Origin of the sequence: Nonomuraea sp. NPDC049709 (genome assembly GCF_040674815.1) — a bacterium.
Taxonomy (GTDB): domain Bacteria; phylum Actinomycetota; class Actinomycetes; order Streptosporangiales; family Streptosporangiaceae; genus Nonomuraea.
On the sequence record NZ_JBFANM010000054.1, the window covers coordinates 1 to 18,596 of the forward strand.

Here is an 18,596-nt window from a genome sequence, read left to right on the forward strand (position 1 = left end):
TGGACGTCGATCCGCTCCCAGGTCGCCCGGTCCAACGCCATTGGGGCGGCGAGAGTGAGGCTCCACACCGCGGGTGTGAGGTCCGTACGCCAGGGCCCGGCCAGGGCGGCGGGCAGCGCCAGCGCGTCACGCCTGCGCACCGCCGGCTGCCGGGCGTCCGTACTGTCTTCCATCACCGTCACCGCCTCGTCCTCGCGTCCCCCGGGGGACCGGTCACACCTTCCGAGCCCTTCCCCTAGGCAGGCCATTTGAGGTAATCGCCCAGGTAATGCTTGTCTCAGGTGGCTGCGGAACGATGACCGGAGCGGTCAGCCGGCCTGGCCGGTGGGCATGATCGTGACCTGCTGGAGGTTCGCCCGCGGCGGCAGGCTCGCGACGAACCCGACGGTCCGCGCGACGTCCTCGGGCGTCAGCCACTCCATCGCCTCCTTGGAGCCCTCCAGCCAGGCCAGCGCCCCCTCGTCGGTGACGTGACTCTGCAACTCGGTGCCGACGATGCCCGGCTCGATCGCCGAGACCCGCACGTTCTTGGCGCCCAGCTCGGTCCGCAGGTGCCGGGACAGGTGGGTGACGTACGCCTTGGTCGCCGAGTAGACGGCGAAGTTCGGGAAGATGTTCTGCGCCGCGATCGAGGAGGTGTTGATCAGGTCGGCGACCCCGCGCTCGGCGGCGGTCGCGACGAGCTGCGGGGTGAAGGCGCCGATGACGTTCATCAGCCCGGTGATGTTGAGGTCGATCTGGTGCTGCCACTGGTCGGTGGCCAGCTCCTCGATCGGGGCGGGGAGCATGACGCCCGCGTTGTTGAACAGCAGGTCGGCGCCGCCCAGCTCGGCCACCACCCGGTCGGCGGCGGCGCGCACGGCGGCCGCGTCGGTCACGTCGGCGGCCAGGGCCAGGGCCCGGCCCCCGTCCCGCTCGATCCGGGCGACCAGGTCGGCCAGCCGGTCCGCCCGCCGGGCCAGGACGACGACGTGCGCGCCGAGTCCGGCCAGATGCTCGGCCGCGGCCTCGCCGATGCCGCTGGAGGCGCCGGTGACGACCGCCACGCGGCCGGCGAGGGGACGGGCAAGGGTCTGCGTGGTCATGGTGCACACCTTTCGGGGTCATTGACGGGTACGCGGCCGGTCGCCGCGCTTCCTCGTCCAGCACACCAGCCGCCACCACCCCCGCGGGGCACCCGACCATGCCCTGACCAGGCAGGTGCCCGCAAGGCAGGTACTGGCAGGGCCACCCAGCCGGGACGGGGCACCCCCGGGCGTGGCCACAATGGGGGTATGGACCGCAGTCGCGAGCTCGCCGACTTCCTGTGCTCACGCCGTGCCCGGATCACCCCCGACCAGACGGGGCTGCCCGCCGACGGCCGGGCCAGGCGCGTGCCCGGCCTGCGCCGCGACGAGGTCGCCCGGCTGGCCGGCGTCAGCACTGAGTACTACACGCGTCTCGAGCAGGGCCGGGCCGGCAACCCTTCCCCCGAGGTCACCGAGGCACTGGCACGTGCGCTCCAGCTCGACCTCGCCGAGCGCGAGCACCTCAACGACCTGCTGGCCCGCCCCGCCCGCCGGGCCCCGATCGCGCCGCAGCGGGTCCGGCCGGGGCTCCACCTGATGTTGCGGACGCTCGACCACGTGCCGGCGTTCATCATCGGCCGCCGTACGGACATCCTGGCGGCCAACCGCCTGGCCCGCGAGGTCCTGACCGACTTCGACGCCCTTCCCGTGCCGCAGCGCAATCTCGCCCGCTACTACCTGCTCGACCCCGAGGCGCGCACCCGCACCGGCGACTGGGAGCGCATCGCCGCCGAGACCGTCGCCATGCTTCGCCTGGAGGCCGGCCGCTACCCGCACGACCGCCGGCTCGCCGACCTCGTCGGCGAGCTCACCCTGCGCTCGCCGGAGTTCAGCTCGTGGTGGAACGATCATCGCGTGCTGCGCCGCACGCACGGCACCAAGGTCTACCACCACCCGCTCGTCGGCGAGCTCCACTTCTCCTACGAGTCGCTCCAGCCGCCGGGTGACAACGACCAGACCCTGTGCGTCTACAACGTCGAGCCGGGTTCGGAGACCGCCCAGGCGCTCCAGCTCCTCGCCAGCTGGACGGCACCGCGGCAGGACCCGGTGTCATAGGGCCGCCCCCTCCCGGGCGAGCAGGCGGGCCAGCTCTCCTGGGTGGGTGAGGTGCGGGTGGTGCCCGGCGCCGTCGATCGTGGTCACCGGCTCGTTCACCGGCACGGTCAGCGGGTCGGCCGATCCGACGACGATCTCCACGGGGACGCTCACCCGTTCCAGGGTCCGGCGGAGCTCGTGGCGGGTGGCGTGGGACACGCGCAGCGCGGCGATGACGCGGCGGGCCTGGCCGCGCCGGGCGAGTCCGGCCACGGCGGCGCGTACGGCGGGGCCTTCCGGGACGCCGAGGGTGCGGGCCAGGCGGGGCGCTGACATGTGGCGCAGCAGGGGTGCGGCGAGCCTTGAGCGCAGCGGCCGGGGTGCGGGGGCCTGGAGGAAGGCGGGGGAGATCAGCACCAGCCGGGCCAGCCGGTCCGGATGGGCGGCGGCGTAGCGCAGGGCGGGGCCGCAGGCCAGCGAGTGCGCGACGAGCACCGGCCGGGTCCTGACCGGGCTGAGCAGCTCGGCGAGCCAGGCGTCCACGGGGCCGTCTCCCGGAGCCGATCTGCCGAGTCCGGGCAGGTCGGCGGTCAGCACGGGGGAGCCGAGCCGGTCGATGACGGGCTCCCAGGAGTCGGAGTCCAGCGGCAGGCCGTGCAGGAGCACGTGGCCGGCCTCCGCACGGTTCCCGGCGACCCAGGTCGAGGTGCCGGCCACCCGCTGGTACCCGTACGGGCGGCGCGGTGCGGGGGTCGCGCCGAAGCGGGTCGCCACCAGGTCGTCGGCCCAGGTCCTGAGGGTGCCCTCGACGGGCGGCGGCTGCAGGCCGCTCTGCTCGGCGAGGGCCCGGGCGGGCGCGGTGTCGTACCGGTCGGGCGACAGGAACGTCAACGTCTCGGGGTCGGCCCCGGTCAGGGCGCGGGGGAGGCGGCGCAGCAGCCCGACCGGGATCGTACGCCGGGGCGCCGGCACTCCCATGTGCTCGGCGAGGAGCCCGATCAGCTCGGGCAGGACCGGCGTCCGGTCGTCCAGGATCCAGTAGGCGGCGCCCCGGGTCTCCTCGTGCGCGGGCAGTCCGGCCAGGAAGGCCGCGAGGTAGCCGACGTCGACCACGGGGACGAACACCTCGGGGCCGCCGGGGACGGCCGGCAGCCGCCCGTGCCACAGGTCGGACACCAGGGCCGCCAGGCCGACGTACTGACCGGGGCCGATGGCCGTGGCGGGGTTGGCGAGGGTCAGCGGGACGCCGCGCTCGCGGGCGCGCGCCCGCAGGGCCGTGTCGCCATCCTTCTTGGACGCCTCGTACGCGCCCAGCCGGTAGTCGGGCGGGTCCCCCTGCGGGCCGCTCACCCGATAGCCGCTGACGTGCACCAGCCGGCGCAGGTTCGTCAGGGCGGCGGCCCAGTCGAGCACGTTCAGAGCGCCGGTCACGTTCGCGGCGCGCGCCTCGGCCACGGTCAGGCCGAACGCGTAGCGGCCGGCGCAGTTGTAGACGTCGCGCACGCCCGTCAGGTCGGCCATGGCCAGGCCGAGATCGGGCCGGGTGATGTCGGCGCCGACGACGGTCAGCCCGTCCAGCGGGACGTCCTGGCCGGTGAGCCACGTGGTGAGAGCGTCGCCGCCGGTCCGTACCGCCGCGGCGACCCCGTGGCCGCGGCGCAGGAGTTCGGCGACCAGTGAGCGCCCGATGAAGCCGGCGGCGCCGAAGACGATCGAGTCGGGTCGCATGAGCGGCTCCTTAATAGATCGGTCTACATATTTTTTGGCCAGGCGAACGCGAACCTCCGGCGAAGCACCGTCAGAGGGCCAGGAACGCGGTGATCTTTCGTGCGACGCGGTCGAGCGGATCCCGGCTGCGGTGCGCCCTGGCGAGCAGGAGCGCGCCCTCGACCAGGGCGAGCACGGTCGTGGCGAGGTCGTCGGGGTCGGGGTGTCCGTCGGCGGCCAGCCGGTCGCGCAGGGCGCCATCCCACGAGTCGTACACCTCGGCGCAGACCTCCTGGAGCGGGTCGTCGGTGGCCGCCATCTCCAGGGCGACCGTGGCCACCGGGCATCCCTTGCGCCAGCCCGAGGCTTCGAGCCGGTCGCCGAGCAGGCCGAGCACGCCGGTGACCAGGGCGGCCGCGTCGGGGGCCGAGCCCGCCAGGTCGCCCACGGCCTGGCCGATCTCGCGGCCGGCCCGTCGCAGCGCCTCGGCGACCATGGCGTCCTTGCCGCCCGGGAAGTGGAAGTAGAGCGAGCCCCTGGGCATCCCGCTGGCCGCGATCACCTGGTTCAGCCCGGCGCCGTAGTAGCCGCCGGACTCGATGAGGTCCTGGGTCGCGTCGAGCAGCCGCCCGCGTGTCTCGTCACCCTTCCGTCCCATGCCGAAGAAACTAGACCGGTCTTCATATTTCTGCAACCGGGACCGCTTGACGTTCACGCACCCGGGCCTTGGGCAGGGGATTGCCTGCCTCCCGGCATCGTCAAAGGAGAGGGTCAGCATGACGAGAGGATTCCCACCGGCCGGCTTCGTCGAGCCGTCGTCTCGCGGCTACCTGTACGCCGGCCTGAGCGTCGATCCGCCCGGACGGGCACCCTTCGTACGCCGGAGCAGCCGTCGCGGCGAGGTGATCGGCCAGTGGCGCGAGCTGGCGGAGAGCATGACCGGCGTGCCCGAGGTGGTCGGCGCGACCGTCTACGAGGCGGTGCTGATCCCGCCGATCGCGGGCGGCCCGCGCTTCGACGTCATCATGCTCGTACAGACCACCTCGGTGGAGACGCTCGCGGCCGTTCCGATCGAGAAGCTCCAGGCCGAGCTGGTCATGCCGGCGCGCAACGTCAGGCGGATCGGCGACATCGACGCGAAGGCGCCGGGGACGTACCTGTTCAACCACTTCACCGCGCCGGACCCGGAGGCTGGGGTGGCGGCGTGGGAGCGGCTGGCCGGCTGGTACACGTTCAAGGCCGGGGTGGACAACTCCGCGCTGCTGCGCCCTGTCGAGGACCGGGGGCCGTTCGCCTTCGTCAACCACGTACGGCTGCCCGGCAGCGCGCCCACCTTCCTGCTCAACCAGTTCCTCAGGCCCAGCTTCCACCGCCACGTCAGGGCCACGCTGAAGGCCAACGGCATGGTCGCCATGCCGATCCTGTGCCGTCCCGCCTGATATGGTGTAGAAGAACCTTTTGAAGCCTTCTCGGCCGGATCCTTGTCCGCCGGGGAGGCTTTTTTCATGCCCGCATTCGGATGGGCATCCCTTTCACCAGCGAACACGTAAGGCTGATCATGACCGCTCAGACGAGCCCCGCCGCGACGGCGGGCGACTGGAAACTCGGCGACCTGACCGTCAACCGGATGGGATTCGGCGCGATGCGCCTGACGGGCGGCGTCGCCTTCGGCCCCGGTGCGCCGGGCGACCGGGAGCGGTCGATCCGCGTGCTGCGGCGCGCGATCGAGCTCGGGGTCAACCACATCGACACCGCCGCGTTCTACTTCTCGCCGCTCCTGTCGGCCAACGAGCTGATCAACCGGGCACTGGCCCCCTACCCGGACGACCTGGTCATCGTCACGAAGGTGTGGCCGGCCCGGGACCCGTCCGGCGCATGGTGGTGGGCCACGCCGGAGCAGCTGCGCGGGCAGGTCGAGGAGAACCTGCGCCAGCTCGGCCGCGACCACCTCGACGTGGTGAACCTGCGCGTACCGCCCAGCCGGAAGGGCGGCTCGATCGCCGAGCACTTCGGCGCCCTGGCCGGGCTGCGCGACGCCGGGCTCATCCGCCACCTGGGCCTCTCCAACGCCACGCCGGAGCAGCTGGCCGAGGCCCGGTCCATCGCACCGGTGGTCTGCGTGCAGAACCCCTTCGGCGTCGGCGCGCCGGCCGGCGCGCGGGAGCTGCTGCGCAGCTGCGCCGAGCAGGGCATCGCCTTCGTGCCGTTCTTCGCGATCGCCGGCGCCGGGCGCGAGTCGGGCGCGACCGCGCCCGAGCACGACGCCGTGCTCGCCGTCGCCCGCGCGCACGGCGCGACACCCGCGCAGGTACGGCTGGCCTGGACGCTGCAGCAGGGGCCGAACGTGCTGGCCATCCCGGGCACCGGCAATCCCGACCACCTCGCCGAGAACGTCGCCGCCGGGGCGCTGCGGCTGTCCGACGACGAGATGGCGACCCTGCGCTCCCTCGGGTAGGTGTCGAAACCCGGCCTTCGGTTCCGACCTGTGCTTTGAGGGCGCCCGGAGCCGGGCACCGCGACAGGTGAGGAGCCGAACATGAAATACCTGGTCCTGATCTACAGCAACCCGCGTACCTGGGGTCACCCGGCGTTCCTGCGCGCCACCGAGGCCCAGGACATGTCGCCGCAGGAGCGCGACCAGATGAGCGAGCAGTTCGAGACGCTGCTGAAGGAGATCACGGAGTCCGGGGAGCTGATCAGCGCGGAGGCGCTGGCCGACCCGGTCAACACCAGGACCGTCAGGGTGCGCGGCGGAGTGCCCGTCACCACCGACGGCCCGTACGTCGAGGCGAAGGAGCAGCTCGCCGGCTACTTCGTGATCGACTGCGAGACTCCTGAGCGGGCCGGTGAGATCGCCGCCCGATTCCCCGACGCCAGGTTCGCGGCCGTCGAGGTGCGTCCGATCATGAACCTGTCCGCGCCGGAGATGTGACCGGCGAGGAGGAGACCGCCCGGGGTCTCAGGTGGTCTCCTCCGCCATGCGGGCGCCGATGGTCCGGATCGCCCGGCGCACGACCTCCGCCTGCGCCGGTGCGAGGTCCTCGAGGAACGGCTCCACGGTCTGCGGGTCCCAGCCGGCCTGGCCCGGTGCGAGGTCGGCCATCATGTGCTCCATGCTGTAGTCGGCCAGCATCTCGGCCAGCGGCGCCACCCGGGGATCACCGGGCTCGGCCTCGGCCAGCTCGTCGAGCCTGCGGTAGAACTCGTGCCCGCGCGCCGTCGCCTCGGGGTCGGCGGTCAGCGTGTCGAACATCGTGAAGGCCCGCTGCCGGTCGGGCGCGGTGGCCATGCTGTCCATCAGCACGAGCAGGTCGCGGTCCCAGGCCGCCGACTTGGAGGCGGGAAAGTGGATCTTGCGCAGGAAGGCCACCAGGTCGGGCGAGGAGGTGTCGTCGGGGCCGAGAGTCCCTGCCTCGGCCTGCTGCAGGACCTGGGCCAGGCGGGCTCGCCTGAGCTGGATCTCCCGCTCCTGCGCGGCCAGGTCGGCGTCGATCTCGGCGAGGATCTCGGGCAGCTCTCTGGAGCGGTCGTCGGCGATCACGTCGCGCGCCTCGTCCAGGCTCAGCCCCAGCTCGACCAGGCGGCGGACGCGGGCCAGGGCGATCGCGTCGCGCATGCCGTATTCGCGGTAGCCGTTGGCCAGGCGCGGCGGCTCCGGCAGGACGCCCTGGTGGTGGTAGTAGCGCACTGTGCGGGTGGACACCCCGAGCAGCGCGGCGAGCTCTCCGATCCGCATGCCTTCAAGTTAAGACGTTGACGCCACGTCAACGTCAAATCGGGCGCAGGGCCTTGAGCATGAGGTCGACCAGGGCGTCGGCGTATTCGGGGGTCAGCGGCCCCGAGCGGAGCAGCCAGCGCTGGTAGAGCGGCGCGTACAGCAGCTCCAGCGCCAGGTCGAGGTCAGCGCCGGCGGCGATCTGCCCCGCGCGCTGGGCGCTGCGCAGGCGGGCCTTCTTGGCCTCGTCGACCGGGGCGGCCAGCTTCTCCCGGTATAGGGCCGCGAGGTCGGGGTCGTCGATGATCTCCATGTTGAGCGCCCGGATGGGCGCCTCGAAGGCTGGGTCGGCGAACTCGGCCACCGTCGCCCGCATCACCGCCTTGAGGTCGGCCTCGATGTCTCCGGTGTCGGGCAGCGCCACGCCGTCCTCCGCCTCGCTGAGCGCCAGGAACGCGTCGAACACCACGGCGCCCTTGGACCGCCACCAGCGGTAGATCGTCTGCTTGCCCACGCCCGCCCGCGCGGCGATGGCCTCGATCGACAGCTTGGCGTATCCCACCTCCGACACCAGCTCGCGGGCCGCGGCGAGGATGGCCTGGCGGGAGCGCTCGCTGCGGCGGGAAGGGTCGGGCTGCTTGGGCATGCGGTCAGCATAGCACTCGAACGAGACGATACGGTCCGTCTTCCATGGGGGTTGAATAATTAAGTGGCACGCCCCCGTCGCGCGCCATTAATGTCGAACACATCGAACCTCCGGCAAATCGAGGAAAGGCCAGTCATGCTGATCGCAACCGGCACGCTACGAGCGGAACGGTGTCGCCACCGCCGTGCCGCGGCGCTCGGTTGCGCCCTCCTCGGGCAGGCTTCAGGATAAATCCGCAGAGGACTTGTCCCGAGGCCGCCCGGTGCACACCAGGCGGCCTTTTCTTTTCCCCCTTCCCGGAACCGGGCGGCGCATTTTGACAACTCCACAGCGGAACACCAAGGGCTGATGGTGAAAAGGCATCACACCTGCCTTGCAAGCAGGAGTTCGGGTTTCGAGATCCCGTCGGTCCACGAGCCGCTCCGCGGCTCTTCCTCGCGTCCGTGGCCCAATGGCAGAGGCACCGGCCTAAGGAGCCGGACGGTGTGGGTTCGAATCCCACCGGACGTACGCACGCATGCCCCGTTGGTCCAGCGGTCAGGACGCCCGGCTTTCACCCGGGAAATCGCCGGTTCGAGTCCGGTACGGGGTATCTCGGCCCTATAGCTCAATGGATCAGAGCGCCGGCCTACGAAGCCGGGTCTGTTGCAGGTTCGAGTCCTGCTGGGGCCACTGAATTTCCTCCCCTTTTATGGCGCGTTTTATGGCGCGACCGCAAGGGGTGGCCCGGCGCAGTTCGCGGGTGCGGAGGCAGGCCTGCAAAGCCCGTCCGTGCGAGTTCGACTCTCGCCTGCGTCTCGAAGGGTGTTCCGCTGCGGAGTCACGTCCGGCTTGACAGCTCTGCGGGGTTATGGGCGTAATGGCCGTCGCGTCGCGTGTCGCCGCCGGGAAGACGGACGGGGCATGGAGGCGCCGTATTCAAGGGGATGACGCCATGGCCACTCACACCATCGGTCGTGCCTGAGCACACCGCGCCCGCGCGTCGTCCCATGCCTTCGGCGGTGTCGTAGGACCCGCACGCGTCGGCATGCCCGTGCGGGTCGCCCATGTCATCGACACCTCACCCGCAAGGAGCCAGAACTCAGCATGCCCAACGACTTCAACCAGCAGATCATCGACGAATTCCGCGCCAACAAGGGCCAGGTCGGCGGCCCATTCGAAGGAGCCCGGCTGCTCCTGCTGACCACCGTCGGCGCCAGGACCGGAGCCCCGCACACCACGCCGCTCGGCTGCCTGCCCGACGGCGACCGCGTCCTCGTCATCGCCTCGGCCGGCGGCTCGCCCCGCCACCCCGCCTGGTACCACAACCTGCTCGCCCACCCGCAGGTCACCGTCGAGACCGGCCTCTTCACCTACCAGGCCAAGGCGGTCGTGCTCGAGGGCGAGGAACGCGAGCGCCTGTTCGCCCGCGCCGTCGAGGCCGACCCCGGCTGGGGCGCGTACCAGGACAGCTCCGGCCGCACCCTGCCGGTGGTGGCGCTGCTGCCGACCGACTTCGGGCCGCCCACCGGATCCCTGGGCGAGGCGCTGATCAGGATGCACGACGGCTTCCGCCGGGAGCTGGCCCTGATCCGCAGGGAGGCGGCCACGTCCGGGCCACGCCTGACCGCGCAGCTGCGCGTCAACTGCCTGACCATGTGCCACGGCCTGGAGGTGCACCACTCGCGCGAGGACGGGTTCATGTTCCCCGCGCTGGAGCAGCGCTACCCCGAGCTGGCCCCGGTGATGGCGCGGCTGCGCGCCGAGCACGAGGTGGTCGCCCGGTTGCTGCAGGAGCTCCAGACACTCCTGGCCGCCGAGGACGTCGCGCCCGAGGCTCTGCTCAGTGAGGTGGAGCGGCTCACCCGGGAGCTGGAGGCCCACCTCGACTACGAGGAGGAGCAGCTCGTAGCGCTCCTGAACTGACCGCGCCGGGGGCGCCTCTGTGACAAGAGGGACAGGTGGGACGTATGCTGGAACGGCGTCCGGGCCCGGCGCCACATCCAGCTCGACCCCCTCCCGCATGCCCGCCAGGGTGGAACGTAGTTCCCGGGAACCAGGCAGGTCGGTGCCCGCGCGTGATGTGCCGGGCAGTGGCCCGTTCCTACGCTCTGGCCTGTGCTCAACGTCCGATCCCGGCCCACCTGGTGATCTCGAGTCGGCTGGTCACCAGGTGACCGGCAGCCGGTGCACCCCGTAGACGAACGCGTGCTCGCGGAAGGCGATCTCCTCGGCCGGGACCGCGAGCCGGAGCTCGGGAAAGGCCTTGAGCAGGGCGGTGAAGCCCACCCTCATCTCCACCCGCGCGAGCTGCTGCCCCAGGCACTGGTGCACGCCGTGACCGAAGGCCAGGTGGCCGATGGCGGAGCGGGAGACGTCCAGCTCGTCGGGGTCCGGGAAGCGCCCGTGGTCGCGGTTGGCCGCGGGAAGGGAGAGCGTCACCACCTCGCCCTCCTTGATCACGTGGCCGTCGATCTCGATGTCGGCCAGCGCGCCGCGCGAGATGCTGGCGTGCACGACGCTCAGGTAGCGCATCAGCTCCTCGACCGCGCCGTCGATCAGGCCGGGGTCCTGGCGCAGGCGCCGGAGCTGGTCGGGGTGCTCCAGGAGGGCGAGGGTGCCCAGGGAGAGCATGTTCGCGGTCGTCTCGTGGCCCGCGACCAGCAGCGTCATGCCGAGGCCGGTCATCTCCTCGTCGTCCAGCTCGCCGCCGCGGGCCAGGTCGCTCAGCAGGTCGCTCCCCGGCCGGGCGCGCTTGTCGCGTATGAGCTCGGACATGTAGTGGATGAGCGAGGCTCCGGCGGCGGCCACCTCGTCGGGCGCGGTGTCCAGGTTGAGCAGGCGCCGGCTGTCGTGCCGGAAGGTCTTGCGGTCCTCGTACGGCACGCCGAGCAGCTCGCAGATCACCAGGGACGGGATCGGCAGCGCGTACGCCTGGACCAGGTCGGCGGGCGGGCCCTGGCGGCGCATCTCGTCGATGTGCTGTTCGGCCAGTTCTTGGATGCGGGGTTCGAGCTGCTTCATCCGGTGCACCGTGAACTCGCCGATGAGCAGCCGCCGCAGCCGCGTGTGCTCGGGCGGGTCCATCCGGCTGATCATGCCGGGCCCGGCGCCGGCGAGGCCGGTCTTGACGGGGTCGGTGAGGACGGCGGTGCGCCGATTCTCCGAACGTGAGCTGAGCCGGGGGTCGGCCAGCAGGGCGCGGGCCGCGTGGTAGCCGGTGACCAGCCAGCCCTCGTGCCCGTCGGGATAGATCATCCGGCTGATCGGGCGCTCCGCGCGGAGCCGGGCCAGCTCGGGCGGCGGATCGAACGGGCACCGGCGATCGCGGTCGATGGGCAGGCCATGCGGGACGGGAATTGCCTCGGTCATGTCGCGTCAGCTCCTGGGAGGGAGGTCCGTGGTCCGGGCACCTGCCATTCACTCATGAGCGCGCTCCGAGGGAAAGGTCACGCGAAAGCTGCAGTCACCTCCAAAAGTGCAATCAACTTAAAGTTTGCAGTAGGATCCAGGTATGACCGAAGGACTGCGCGAGCGCAAGAAGCGGCAGACGCGGCAGCACATCTCCGGGGTGGCCCTCGGCCTGTTCGTGCAGCGCGGCTTCGACAACGTCACGATCGCCGAGGTCGCCGCCGCCGCCGAGGTGTCGGTGAACACCGTCTACAACTACTTCCAGGCCAAGGAGGACCTGGTGCTGCCGCCCGAGGAGGCGTCCGCGCAGCGGCTGGCCGACATCGTGCGCGAGCGCCCCGCGGGCGAGTCGGCCGCGGGGGCGGTGCTCGCGCGGTTGCGCCAGGAGGTGCGCGGGCGCGAGCGACAGGTGGGTCTGAGCGAGGGCTTCGGGCGGGTGCTGGAGATGATGCGGGCCGCGCCCACGCTGACCGCGCGGCTGGAGGAGCTCGGTCACCAGATGACCGACGCGCTGGCGGCCGTGCTGGCCGAGGAGTGCGGCGTCGGGCGGGACGACCCGCTGCCGCGCGTGGTGGCCTGGCACATCGGCTGCCTGCACGCGCTCGTGCTGGCCGAGATCGGCCGGCTGACCACGGCGGGGGAGCGGCCCGACGCGATCGCCGGGGCCGTGCTGGAGTTGCTGGACGCCGCCGAGAGCGTGCTCGGCGAGCGGGTGCTGGGCTATGCCGTACGAGGGGAGTGAGTCGTGTTCAGGGTGACGATCAGCGGCAAGTTCAAGGGGCTCGACGGCGCCGGCCGGGCCGCCGTGCGGGCGGTGGAGGGTGCGGCCTTCACCGAGCCGGGCACGTTCACGCACGACGGGAGCGTGACGGCGTTCACGTTCCGCTGCCAGGTGCCGGCCGGGCCCGACGACGGGGAGGACGAGGCGGCTCTGGGGGCGATGGCGGCGCTGGAGGCGTACGGTCTGCCGTACGAGATCCTGCGCGTCGCGGTGACGGACATGCGCGAGATCAGGATCCGCCCGCGGAAAAAATCTTCGAGATCGGGGTGAAACTATCCGGCGGGTTCGGACAGGTACGGAATGTCGGACCCTCCGGATGAAAGAAGGCAGCGTGGCCCTCCATGATCGCAAACAGCGTTTCGAGGAGATCTACGCCGCCTATTATCCGGACATCCTTGCCTATATCCGGCGGCGTGCCGGCTCGCCCGACGATGCCGCTGACGCCCTCGCCGAGACCTTCACCACCGCCTGGCGCCGCCTGGACGACGTGCCGCCGGGCCACGCGGCTCGCCTGTGGCTGTACGGCGTGGCCCGCCGCGTGCTGGCCAACGGCCGCCGGGCCGAGTCGCGCCGCAGCGAGCTGGTGGAGCGGCTGGGCAGGCAACTCGCCGTGTGGGCCGAAGCGTCCGAGGAGCCCGGTGCCGGCCTCGACGGCGTACGCGAGGCGTTCGCCCGCCTGAGCCCCGACGACCGCGAGATCCTCGCGCTGGCCGGATGGGAGGGGCTCGGCTCCGACGAGATCGCCACGGTCCTGGGCTGCTCGCGCGGCGCCGCCCGGTTACGGCTGCACCGGGCCCGCAAACGCCTGGCCAGGCAGTTGCAGGCGGCCGGGCTCGACGTGGCCCGCATCGGTTTTCGTGCCATGGCGCTGACGAAGGGGGCGATGTGATGCACGACATCGACCGCCTGGTGGCCGGCATCGCGCCCGACCCCGGCCCGGGCCGCACGCCGCTGGCCGGGGAGCTGCTGGAGGAGATCACCTCGCTCCCGCCCTCGGAGCCCGGACCGCGCCGCCGGTGGCCGGCCATGCGGCGGGGGGTGCGGCGGTGGGTCGCCGTGCCGGTCCTCGCCGTGCTGACCGCCGCCCTGTCCTTCGGCGTCGCCCAGGCCCCTGCCTCCGCCGCGCTGGACATCGAGCTCGTGGACGGCCACTACGTCATCACGGTCAACGACCTCATGGCCGACCCCGAGGTGTACGAGGCCGAGCTCAGGGCCCGCGGCCTGGACATCGCCCTCAGGCTCGTGCCGACCTCGGCGAGCCTGACCGGCCAGATGTTCGTGATCAACGACCTCGACCTGCTCAGGTCCGGCGAGCCGGTGCCCGCCGAGGGCCCGATCGCCACCATCGACGGCCCCGGCCCCTGCCGGCGGCTGACCGGCTGCCCGATCGGCCTGAAGGTCCCGGTCGACTTCGACAAGAAGGCCGAGGTCACCCTGGGCAGGAGGGCCAGGCCCGGCGAACGGTACATGATGCCCCCGGGCATCGCCATGTACGGCGAGCCGCTGCACTGCGTGGCGTACATCAACAAGACCGTCGCCGAGATCCGTACGATCCTGCTCGACCGCGGCGTGACGCCGAGCTTCATCTCACCGGGACAGGGCTCGAGGCCCTCGGCCCCCGGCGACTGGTTCGTCCACGACGGCGTGATGACCGCCGACGGCCAGGCCCTTCTGCTGGTCGGCCCCGAACGCCGCGCCTGGCACCACCCGCCGCAGCCCGGCTGCTGACCTTCGCCCCGGCCGTGGGCGGCTGAGACCCCCACGGCCGTTCCCTCTCACCGCCATGCGTTCTCCTCGGCATGCGCGGATCTCCCGCCCTCCCGCCGACGATCGGATTCCGCGTGCTCACAGACACCCGCACGGCCCTGCCCGCGCAGCGCCGCTCCGCCGCCCTCGCCGGCCACCGCGTCTTCGCCGTGCTGCTCGCGCTGGCCGCTGTCCTGCGGGTGGTCACGATGCTCGGCTACCGGCCGGCCACGCTCTACTGGTACGACTCCTTCACCTACCTCGACACCGCCGTGCACCCGGCGCCGTCGGCGACCTTCCACCCGATCGGCTACCCGCTGCTGCTGCGCGCGCTGCTGCCCTTCCACAGCGTGGAGCTGGTCGTGGCCGTCCAGCACGTCCTGGGCCTGGGCATCGGCGCGCTGCTCTACGCGGTGCTGCGCCGCAGGTCGGTGCCCGGCTGGGCAGCGGTGGCGGCGAGCGTGCCGGTGCTGTTCGACGCCTCGTTCCTGCGGCTGGAGCACGCCGTGCTGTCCGACACGCAGTTCATCTTCCTGGTCGTGGCCGGAGCGAGCGTGCTGATGTGGTCGCCGGAACTGTCCGCCCGCGCGGCCGCCTGGGCGGGCCTGCTGTTCGCCGGGGCCGCGCTGACCCGGACGATCGCGCTGCCCCTGCTCGTGCTCGTCGTCCTGGTGCTGGCCGTACGGCGCGCGGGATGGCGGCCCCTGGTGGCGCTGGTCCTGGCCGGTACGCTGCCCCTGGCCGCCTACGCCGCCTGGTACGCCCAGCACCACGGCCGGTTCGCGCTCAGCGGCGCCGACGGGGTCGCCCTGTGGGCCCGCACGATGACCTTCGCCGACTGCGCCCGCATCCAGCCGCCACCGGACCGGGCCGCGCTCTGCCCGAACGGGACCGTGCTGGACGCGGCCTCCGAGTACGTGTGGGCCGCGCGGTCGCCGCTCAACCGGCTGCCCGGCGACCGCTTCTCGCACAACGACCGCGCCCGCTCGTTCGCGATCGACGCGATCCTCGCCCAGCCGCTGGACTACCTGGGCGACGTCGTACGCGACACCTCCATCACCTTCTCCTGGACCCCGATCGCCCACCCCGCGCGCACCACCCCGGCCTTCGGCTTCCGGCACGGTCAGTGGCCGCTGCCGGACCAGCCGCTGGTCGGCAAGGTCCAGCGCGAGTACGACCAGGACATCCGCGGCCTGTCGTCGGCCGGCCCTTACGCGGGCCTCCTCATCGCCTACCAGTACGCCGCCTACCTGCGCGGCCCGCTGCTGGGCGCGATCCTGCTGCTCGGCGCGGCCGGCGCGGTCCTGCGGCCCGGGAGGGCGCTGCTGCCGTGGGCGATCGCGATGGGCCTGCTCGTCGGTCCGGTCGCCGTCCTGGACTTCGACCACCGCTACGTTCTGCCCGTGATCCCGATCGCCTGCCTGGCCGCCGCTCTGGCAATTCCCAGATCTGGGATAAACTCCCAAATGTGAGACACCTTGAGGATGTTGAGACCCGGCTGGCCGACCGCCTGGCCGAGTTGCGGGTCGAGCGGGGCTGGTCGCTGGACGAGCTGGCGACCCGGTCCGGCGTCAGCCGCTCGACGCTGTCGCGGCTGGAGCGCGGCGAGATCAGCCCGACCGCGGCCCTGCTCGGCAAGCTGAGCGCGGTCTACGAGCGGACGATGTCCCGGCTGCTGGCCGAGGTGGAGTCCGAGCCGCCGCAGGTGGTGGCCCTCGCGACGCAGCCGGTGTGGCGCGACCTGGAGTCGGGGTTCGTCCGCCGCTCGGTCTCCCCGCCCCATCCCGGGCTGCGCGGCGAGGTCGTCGAGGCCAGGCTCCTGCCGCGGGCCGACATCAGCTACGACGCGCCGCCCGTGCCGGGGCTGGAGCAGCACATCTGGGTCCTGGAGGGGGCGGTGGAGATCACCGCGAACGGCCGTACGCACGCGCTGGAGGCGGGCGACTGCCTGCGCTTCCGGCTGTGGGGCGCCTCCCGCTTCCGCTGCCCCGGCCCCGATCCGGTCCGCTACGCGATCCTCGTCGTCCTTCCCTGACGCCGCCACCCCGCCTTCCAGCAAATCCGAGCAAATCCGAGCAAAGGAGCCCCACTCCCATGCACACCATCGCCCGGCTGCCGGCCGAGGAGTTCGAGCGCTGCGTCAAGGAACTGGCCGACCTGCTGGTCGACGCCGTGGACGACGGCGCCTCCGTGGGTTTCGTGAGACCGTTCGACCACGAGGACGCCGCCGCGTGGTGGCGCGGGCAGGCCCCGGCGGTGGCCGCCGGGAGCCTCCTGGTGTGGGCCTGCCGCGAGGACGGCGCGATGACCGGCACCATCAGCCTGGCCCTGGCGAGCAAGCCCAACGCCCGCCACCGGGCCGAGATCGTCAAGCTCATGGTCCACCGCGACGCCCGCGGCCGCGGCCTGTCGCGCGCCCTGCTGGCCACCGCCGAGCGGGCGGCGCTCGATGCCGGGGCCGACCTGCTGCTCCTGGACACCGAGACCGGCAGCACGGCCGAGCACGTCTACCTCACCGGCGGCTGGACCCGCTACGGCGTCGTCCCCGACTACGCCGCCTCCCCGGACGGCACGCTGAGCGACTGCAGCTTCTTCTACAAACGCCTGACCGGCTCGGTCTGACCCGGCCCGATCAGGGCACCTTCCGTGTCGCCCTGGCCCTCGTACCGACACCCCCGAACAGGGCCAAGCCGCTGATGACGACCCGCGGCGCCCCCCGCCTCCGGCGCACGGCACTCCTGTCGAACCCGCCGAACAAGCCGAACCCCTTGACCTCCACCTCGACGTCGTCGGGAACGGTGACCTCCGCGTACCCCCAGAGGGCGAAGACGCGGACCTTGATCTCGTGGTCGGCGAATCGGGCGTCGCGCAGGTCGATCTCGCCACCGCCGAACATCGACAACGACGTGAACGCGCGCGGGGCGACCCACTCGCCCTTGCGGATGCCGGCCTCGATAGCGTCGATCAGCTCCACCAGCTCCGGCCGGGCGGCCCCCCGGTAGTCGGCGTGCATCTCGGCCCAGACGAACAGGCGCAGGTAGCGCTCGTCCGCCAGGGTGCCGAACAGCACCTCCATGATCCCCGCCGCGGTCGGCACGCCCTGCTCGGCCCGGATCCGCTCACGGATCCGCTCCTCGATGCGATCGTTCTCGGCCCTCAGCACCTCGCGCACCAGGGCGGCGTAGGTGCCGAAGTAGTGGGTCACGAGCCCGTGGGCCACGCCCGCGGCCTCGGCGATCTGCCGCAGGCTGACGTTGTCCGGGCCCCGTTCCCTGATCAGCCCGGCCGCCGCCGCCAGCAGCTCCGCGCGTGATTCCTCGGGACTGCGCCTGCGTCGCCTGGGTGCCATGAACGGCAGCCTATTGTCCGCCGGCCAACAGGCTGCCGTTCAGAGGGTCTGGGTGAGGGCGTCGAGGTCGGCCAGGCGGCGCACCGGGTCCAGGCGCGCGGCCGTGGCGACGAGCAGCAGCTCGGTGACGGCGATCTCGTTCGCGAGCGGCGCGATCGGTCCGGCGGCCTCGCGCGGCAACCTGATCAGCACCTCCGCCTCGGCGGCCAGCGGCGACCCCCAGGCGTCGGTGACGAGCACCAGCCGCGCCCCGCGGGCGCGGGCGGCGTGCACGAAGCGGGCCGTGTCGGGGGAGTAGCGGCGGAAGTCGTAAGCCACGACGACGTCGGAGGCACCCAGGTCGAGCACGGTACGGGCGCGGCCGGGCGCGGACCCCGGCACACGGTGCGCGGCGGGGCGCAGGCTGGCGAGCTGGCGGATCAGGTATTCGGCGGCCAGCTCGCTCAGGGGCCCGCCCAGCGCCCACACCGCCCTGGCCCCGGCCAGCAGCTCGGCGACCTTGTGACAGAGCGACTCGGGGATGGCGGCAAGCGTCCCGTCCAGCCCCGCACGCAGTTCCTCCGCCGCCTGCCACAACACGGACACCGCCCCCGCACCGGTTGCGCCCGAGTCGGCGACCGGATGAGCGGGCGTCCCCTCCACGCGGCCACCACCCGACGGGCCGCCTGCGGCGGATCCGCCCCGATGGGCGTCGCTTCTAAACGGGGAACCGTCACCGGCGGCCTCACCCTGACCGGCGTCCCTCCCGTTCGGAGAGCCCGTTTCGGGGGCCTCGTGCCGACCGGGACCCCTGTCGTCAGGAGGGCCGTCGGACGCGGGGGCGGTGGAGAGCTCCGCGCCGGGCACGCTCCCGGGTGGGGACGTGGCGGGCGCTGGGGTGGAGCGGGTGACGAACTCCAGGAGGCGGGAGCGGTCGCGGGCGCCGTCGCGTACGGCGGTCTGGAAGGCGGCGAATCCGCCGTACCCCAGCCGGTCGAACAGCCGTGAGGCCGTCGGCGGGCTCACCCCGGCCCGCTCGGCCAGGGACCGCAGGGAGCCCAGCGCGGCGAACGGATAGTCGTCGAGCAGGACCCGCACCACCGCCCGTTCCCCGGGCGGCAGGTCGGGATAGGCGGCGCCGAGGCGGGCGGCGATCGGATCGTTCTCCACAATGACAAATG

General features: G+C 72.4%; 21 protein-coding genes and 5 tRNA genes. 17 read left to right on the top strand and 9 right to left on the bottom strand.

Features of this window, described 5'->3' with window-relative positions; all coding sequences use genetic code 11:
• Nucleotides 1-248, bottom strand: a 248-nt coding sequence (locus AB0J69_RS41015; RefSeq protein WP_364129412.1) for a DUF6185 family protein, incomplete at its 3' end; no start/stop codon positions are given.
• A 60-nt stretch (nucleotides 249-308) separates the two neighbouring features.
• Nucleotides 309-1,085, bottom strand: a complete 777-nt coding sequence (locus tag AB0J69_RS41020; RefSeq protein ID WP_364129415.1) for an SDR family oxidoreductase — start codon at nucleotides 1,083-1,085, stop codon at nucleotides 309-311.
• Between the two features lie 189 nt (nucleotides 1,086-1,274).
• On the opposite strand from AB0J69_RS41020, the gene AB0J69_RS41025 reads away from it, so the two are divergent.
• Nucleotides 1,275-2,123 (top strand): helix-turn-helix transcriptional regulator, encoded by an 849-nt coding sequence (locus AB0J69_RS41025; RefSeq protein WP_364129417.1) that lies wholly within the window; start codon nucleotides 1,275-1,277, stop codon nucleotides 2,121-2,123.
• Here AB0J69_RS41025 and AB0J69_RS41030 read toward each other — a convergent pair.
• Nucleotides 2,118-3,830: an alpha/beta fold hydrolase gene (locus AB0J69_RS41030; protein ID WP_364129419.1), complete on the bottom strand. Its 1,713-nt coding sequence runs from the start codon at nucleotides 3,828-3,830 to the stop codon at nucleotides 2,118-2,120. The two genes, AB0J69_RS41025 and AB0J69_RS41030, sit on opposite strands and share 6 nt — an antisense overlap.
• A 70-nt stretch (nucleotides 3,831-3,900) precedes the next feature.
• Entirely contained in the window at nucleotides 3,901-4,467 is a 567-nt protein-coding gene (locus tag AB0J69_RS41035; RefSeq protein WP_364129422.1) for a TetR/AcrR family transcriptional regulator, read from the bottom strand.
• 118 nt (nucleotides 4,468-4,585) lie between these two features.
• Here AB0J69_RS41035 and AB0J69_RS41040 point away from each other — a divergent pair, with 118 nt between their 5' ends.
• The 3 genes from AB0J69_RS41040 (at nucleotide 4,586) to AB0J69_RS41050 (ending at nucleotide 6,741) form a co-directional block, all read left to right on the top strand.
• Entirely contained in the window at nucleotides 4,586-5,248 is a 663-nt protein-coding gene (locus AB0J69_RS41040; RefSeq protein WP_364129425.1) for a hypothetical protein, read from the top strand.
• A 119-nt stretch (nucleotides 5,249-5,367) separates the two neighbouring features.
• Nucleotides 5,368-6,264, top strand: coding sequence for an oxidoreductase (locus AB0J69_RS41045; RefSeq protein WP_364129427.1), 897 nt, complete (start codon nucleotides 5,368-5,370; stop codon nucleotides 6,262-6,264).
• 81 nt (nucleotides 6,265-6,345) lie between these two features.
• Nucleotides 6,346-6,741, top strand: coding sequence for a YciI family protein (locus AB0J69_RS41050; protein ID WP_364129429.1), 396 nt, complete (start codon nucleotides 6,346-6,348; stop codon nucleotides 6,739-6,741).
• Nucleotides 6,742-6,768: 27 nt separating this feature from the next.
• Here AB0J69_RS41050 and AB0J69_RS41055 read toward each other — a convergent pair whose 3' ends face one another.
• Together AB0J69_RS41055 and AB0J69_RS41060 are read right to left on the bottom strand one after the other, a co-directional pair.
• A complete protein-coding gene (locus tag AB0J69_RS41055; RefSeq protein WP_364129432.1) occupies nucleotides 6,769-7,545 on the bottom strand; it encodes a MerR family transcriptional regulator in 777 nt (258 codons plus the stop codon).
• A 34-nt stretch (nucleotides 7,546-7,579) separates the two neighbouring features.
• Nucleotides 7,580-8,170 carry a TetR/AcrR family transcriptional regulator gene (locus AB0J69_RS41060; protein WP_364129435.1) on the bottom strand — a complete coding sequence of 197 codons (591 nt, stop codon included), beginning with the start codon at nucleotides 8,168-8,170 and terminating at the stop codon, nucleotides 7,580-7,582.
• A gap of 342 nt (nucleotides 8,171-8,512) precedes the next feature.
• On the opposite strand from AB0J69_RS41060, the gene AB0J69_RS41065 reads away from it, so the two are divergent.
• The 6 genes from AB0J69_RS41065 (at nucleotide 8,513) to AB0J69_RS41090 (ending at nucleotide 10,075) form a co-directional block, all read left to right on the top strand.
• Nucleotides 8,513-8,583, top strand: a tRNA-Ala gene (locus tag AB0J69_RS41065).
• A gap of 24 nt (nucleotides 8,584-8,607) precedes the next feature.
• Nucleotides 8,608-8,680, top strand: a tRNA-Leu gene (locus tag AB0J69_RS41070).
• Nucleotides 8,681-8,689: 9 nt separating this feature from the next.
• A tRNA-Glu gene (locus AB0J69_RS41075) sits at nucleotides 8,690-8,762 on the top strand.
• A 4-nt stretch (nucleotides 8,763-8,766) separates the two neighbouring features.
• Nucleotides 8,767-8,842 (top strand) — tRNA-Arg (locus tag AB0J69_RS41080).
• 56 nt (nucleotides 8,843-8,898) lie between these two features.
• Nucleotides 8,899-8,968 (top strand) — tRNA-OTHER (locus tag AB0J69_RS41085).
• Between the two features lie 288 nt (nucleotides 8,969-9,256).
• On the top strand, nucleotides 9,257-10,075 hold the full coding sequence (locus tag AB0J69_RS41090; protein ID WP_364129437.1) for a nitroreductase/quinone reductase family protein: 819 nt from the start codon (nucleotides 9,257-9,259) through the stop codon (nucleotides 10,073-10,075).
• 240 nt (nucleotides 10,076-10,315) lie between these two features.
• Here AB0J69_RS41090 and AB0J69_RS41095 read toward each other — a convergent pair whose 3' ends face one another.
• Nucleotides 10,316-11,521: a cytochrome P450 gene (locus AB0J69_RS41095; RefSeq protein WP_364129438.1), complete on the bottom strand. Its 1,206-nt coding sequence runs from the start codon at nucleotides 11,519-11,521 to the stop codon at nucleotides 10,316-10,318.
• A 142-nt stretch (nucleotides 11,522-11,663) separates the two neighbouring features.
• Between AB0J69_RS41095 and AB0J69_RS41100 the strand changes: the two genes are divergently transcribed.
• From AB0J69_RS41100 to AB0J69_RS41130, 7 genes are all read left to right on the top strand, one after another.
• Nucleotides 11,664-12,302 carry a TetR/AcrR family transcriptional regulator gene (locus AB0J69_RS41100; RefSeq protein ID WP_364129441.1) on the top strand — a complete coding sequence of 213 codons (639 nt, stop codon included), beginning with the start codon at nucleotides 11,664-11,666 and terminating at the stop codon, nucleotides 12,300-12,302.
• 3 nt (nucleotides 12,303-12,305) lie between these two features.
• Nucleotides 12,306-12,611 carry a DUF6204 family protein gene (locus AB0J69_RS41105; RefSeq protein WP_364129444.1) on the top strand — a complete coding sequence of 102 codons (306 nt, stop codon included), beginning with the start codon at nucleotides 12,306-12,308 and terminating at the stop codon, nucleotides 12,609-12,611.
• Between the two features lie 61 nt (nucleotides 12,612-12,672).
• Nucleotides 12,673-13,230, top strand: a complete 558-nt coding sequence (locus tag AB0J69_RS41110; protein WP_364129447.1) for an RNA polymerase sigma factor — start codon at nucleotides 12,673-12,675, stop codon at nucleotides 13,228-13,230.
• Nucleotides 13,230-14,069, top strand: coding sequence for a hypothetical protein (locus AB0J69_RS41115; RefSeq protein ID WP_364129450.1), 840 nt, complete (start codon nucleotides 13,230-13,232; stop codon nucleotides 14,067-14,069). The genes AB0J69_RS41110 and AB0J69_RS41115 overlap by 1 nt, the downstream gene beginning before the upstream one ends.
• Before the next feature lie 113 nt (nucleotides 14,070-14,182).
• Complete coding sequence (locus tag AB0J69_RS41120) at nucleotides 14,183-15,559, top strand: hypothetical protein (RefSeq protein ID WP_364129452.1); 1,377 nt, start codon at nucleotides 14,183-14,185, stop codon at nucleotides 15,557-15,559.
• Complete coding sequence (locus tag AB0J69_RS41125) at nucleotides 15,556-16,122, top strand: XRE family transcriptional regulator (protein WP_364129455.1); 567 nt, start codon at nucleotides 15,556-15,558, stop codon at nucleotides 16,120-16,122. The genes AB0J69_RS41120 and AB0J69_RS41125 overlap by 4 nt, the downstream gene beginning before the upstream one ends.
• Nucleotides 16,123-16,181: 59 nt before the next feature.
• The gene (locus tag AB0J69_RS41130) at nucleotides 16,182-16,709 is read left to right on the top strand and encodes a GNAT family N-acetyltransferase (protein ID WP_364129457.1); all 528 of its coding nucleotides are present in this window, start codon (nucleotides 16,182-16,184) and stop codon (nucleotides 16,707-16,709) included.
• A gap of 10 nt (nucleotides 16,710-16,719) precedes the next feature.
• Here the strand turns inward: AB0J69_RS41130 and AB0J69_RS41135 are convergent, their stop codons facing one another.
• Both AB0J69_RS41135 and AB0J69_RS41140 read right to left on the bottom strand, forming a co-directional pair.
• Complete coding sequence (locus AB0J69_RS41135; RefSeq protein ID WP_364129459.1) at nucleotides 16,720-17,436, bottom strand: TetR family transcriptional regulator; 717 nt, start codon at nucleotides 17,434-17,436, stop codon at nucleotides 16,720-16,722.
• Between the two features lie 39 nt (nucleotides 17,437-17,475).
• On the bottom strand, nucleotides 17,476-18,585 hold the full coding sequence (locus AB0J69_RS41140; protein WP_364129462.1) for a MurR/RpiR family transcriptional regulator: 1,110 nt from the start codon (nucleotides 18,583-18,585) through the stop codon (nucleotides 17,476-17,478).
• Between the last annotated feature and the right edge of the window lie 11 nt (nucleotides 18,586-18,596).

Bases quoted from the DNA above. Each gene is read 5' to 3' on its own strand.
- AB0J69_RS41020 (WP_364129415.1), bottom strand. From the start codon at position 1,085: ATGACCACGCAGACCCTTGCCCGTCCCCTCGCCGGCCGCGTGGCGGTC.
- AB0J69_RS41025 (WP_364129417.1), top strand. From the start codon at position 1,275: ATGGACCGCAGTCGCGAGCTCGCCGACTTCCTGTGCTCACGCCGTGCC.
- AB0J69_RS41030 (WP_364129419.1), bottom strand. From the start codon at position 3,830: ATGCGACCCGACTCGATCGTCTTCGGCGCCGCCGGCTTCATCGGGCGC.
- AB0J69_RS41035 (WP_364129422.1), bottom strand. From the start codon at position 4,467: ATGGGACGGAAGGGTGACGAGACACGCGGGCGGCTGCTCGACGCGACC.
- AB0J69_RS41040 (WP_364129425.1), top strand. From the start codon at position 4,586: ATGACGAGAGGATTCCCACCGGCCGGCTTCGTCGAGCCGTCGTCTCGC.
- AB0J69_RS41045 (WP_364129427.1), top strand. From the start codon at position 5,368: ATGACCGCTCAGACGAGCCCCGCCGCGACGGCGGGCGACTGGAAACTC.
- AB0J69_RS41050 (WP_364129429.1), top strand. From the start codon at position 6,346: ATGAAATACCTGGTCCTGATCTACAGCAACCCGCGTACCTGGGGTCAC.
- AB0J69_RS41055 (WP_364129432.1), bottom strand. From the start codon at position 7,545: ATGCGGATCGGAGAGCTCGCCGCGCTGCTCGGGGTGTCCACCCGCACA.
- AB0J69_RS41060 (WP_364129435.1), bottom strand. From the start codon at position 8,170: ATGCCCAAGCAGCCCGACCCTTCCCGCCGCAGCGAGCGCTCCCGCCAG.
- AB0J69_RS41090 (WP_364129437.1), top strand. From the start codon at position 9,257: ATGCCCAACGACTTCAACCAGCAGATCATCGACGAATTCCGCGCCAAC.
- AB0J69_RS41095 (WP_364129438.1), bottom strand. From the start codon at position 11,521: ATGACCGAGGCAATTCCCGTCCCGCATGGCCTGCCCATCGACCGCGAT.
- AB0J69_RS41100 (WP_364129441.1), top strand. From the start codon at position 11,664: ATGACCGAAGGACTGCGCGAGCGCAAGAAGCGGCAGACGCGGCAGCAC.
- AB0J69_RS41115 (WP_364129450.1), top strand. From the start codon at position 13,230: ATGCACGACATCGACCGCCTGGTGGCCGGCATCGCGCCCGACCCCGGC.
- AB0J69_RS41130 (WP_364129457.1), top strand. From the start codon at position 16,182: ATGCACACCATCGCCCGGCTGCCGGCCGAGGAGTTCGAGCGCTGCGTC.
- AB0J69_RS41135 (WP_364129459.1), bottom strand. From the start codon at position 17,436: ATGGCACCCAGGCGACGCAGGCGCAGTCCCGAGGAATCACGCGCGGAG.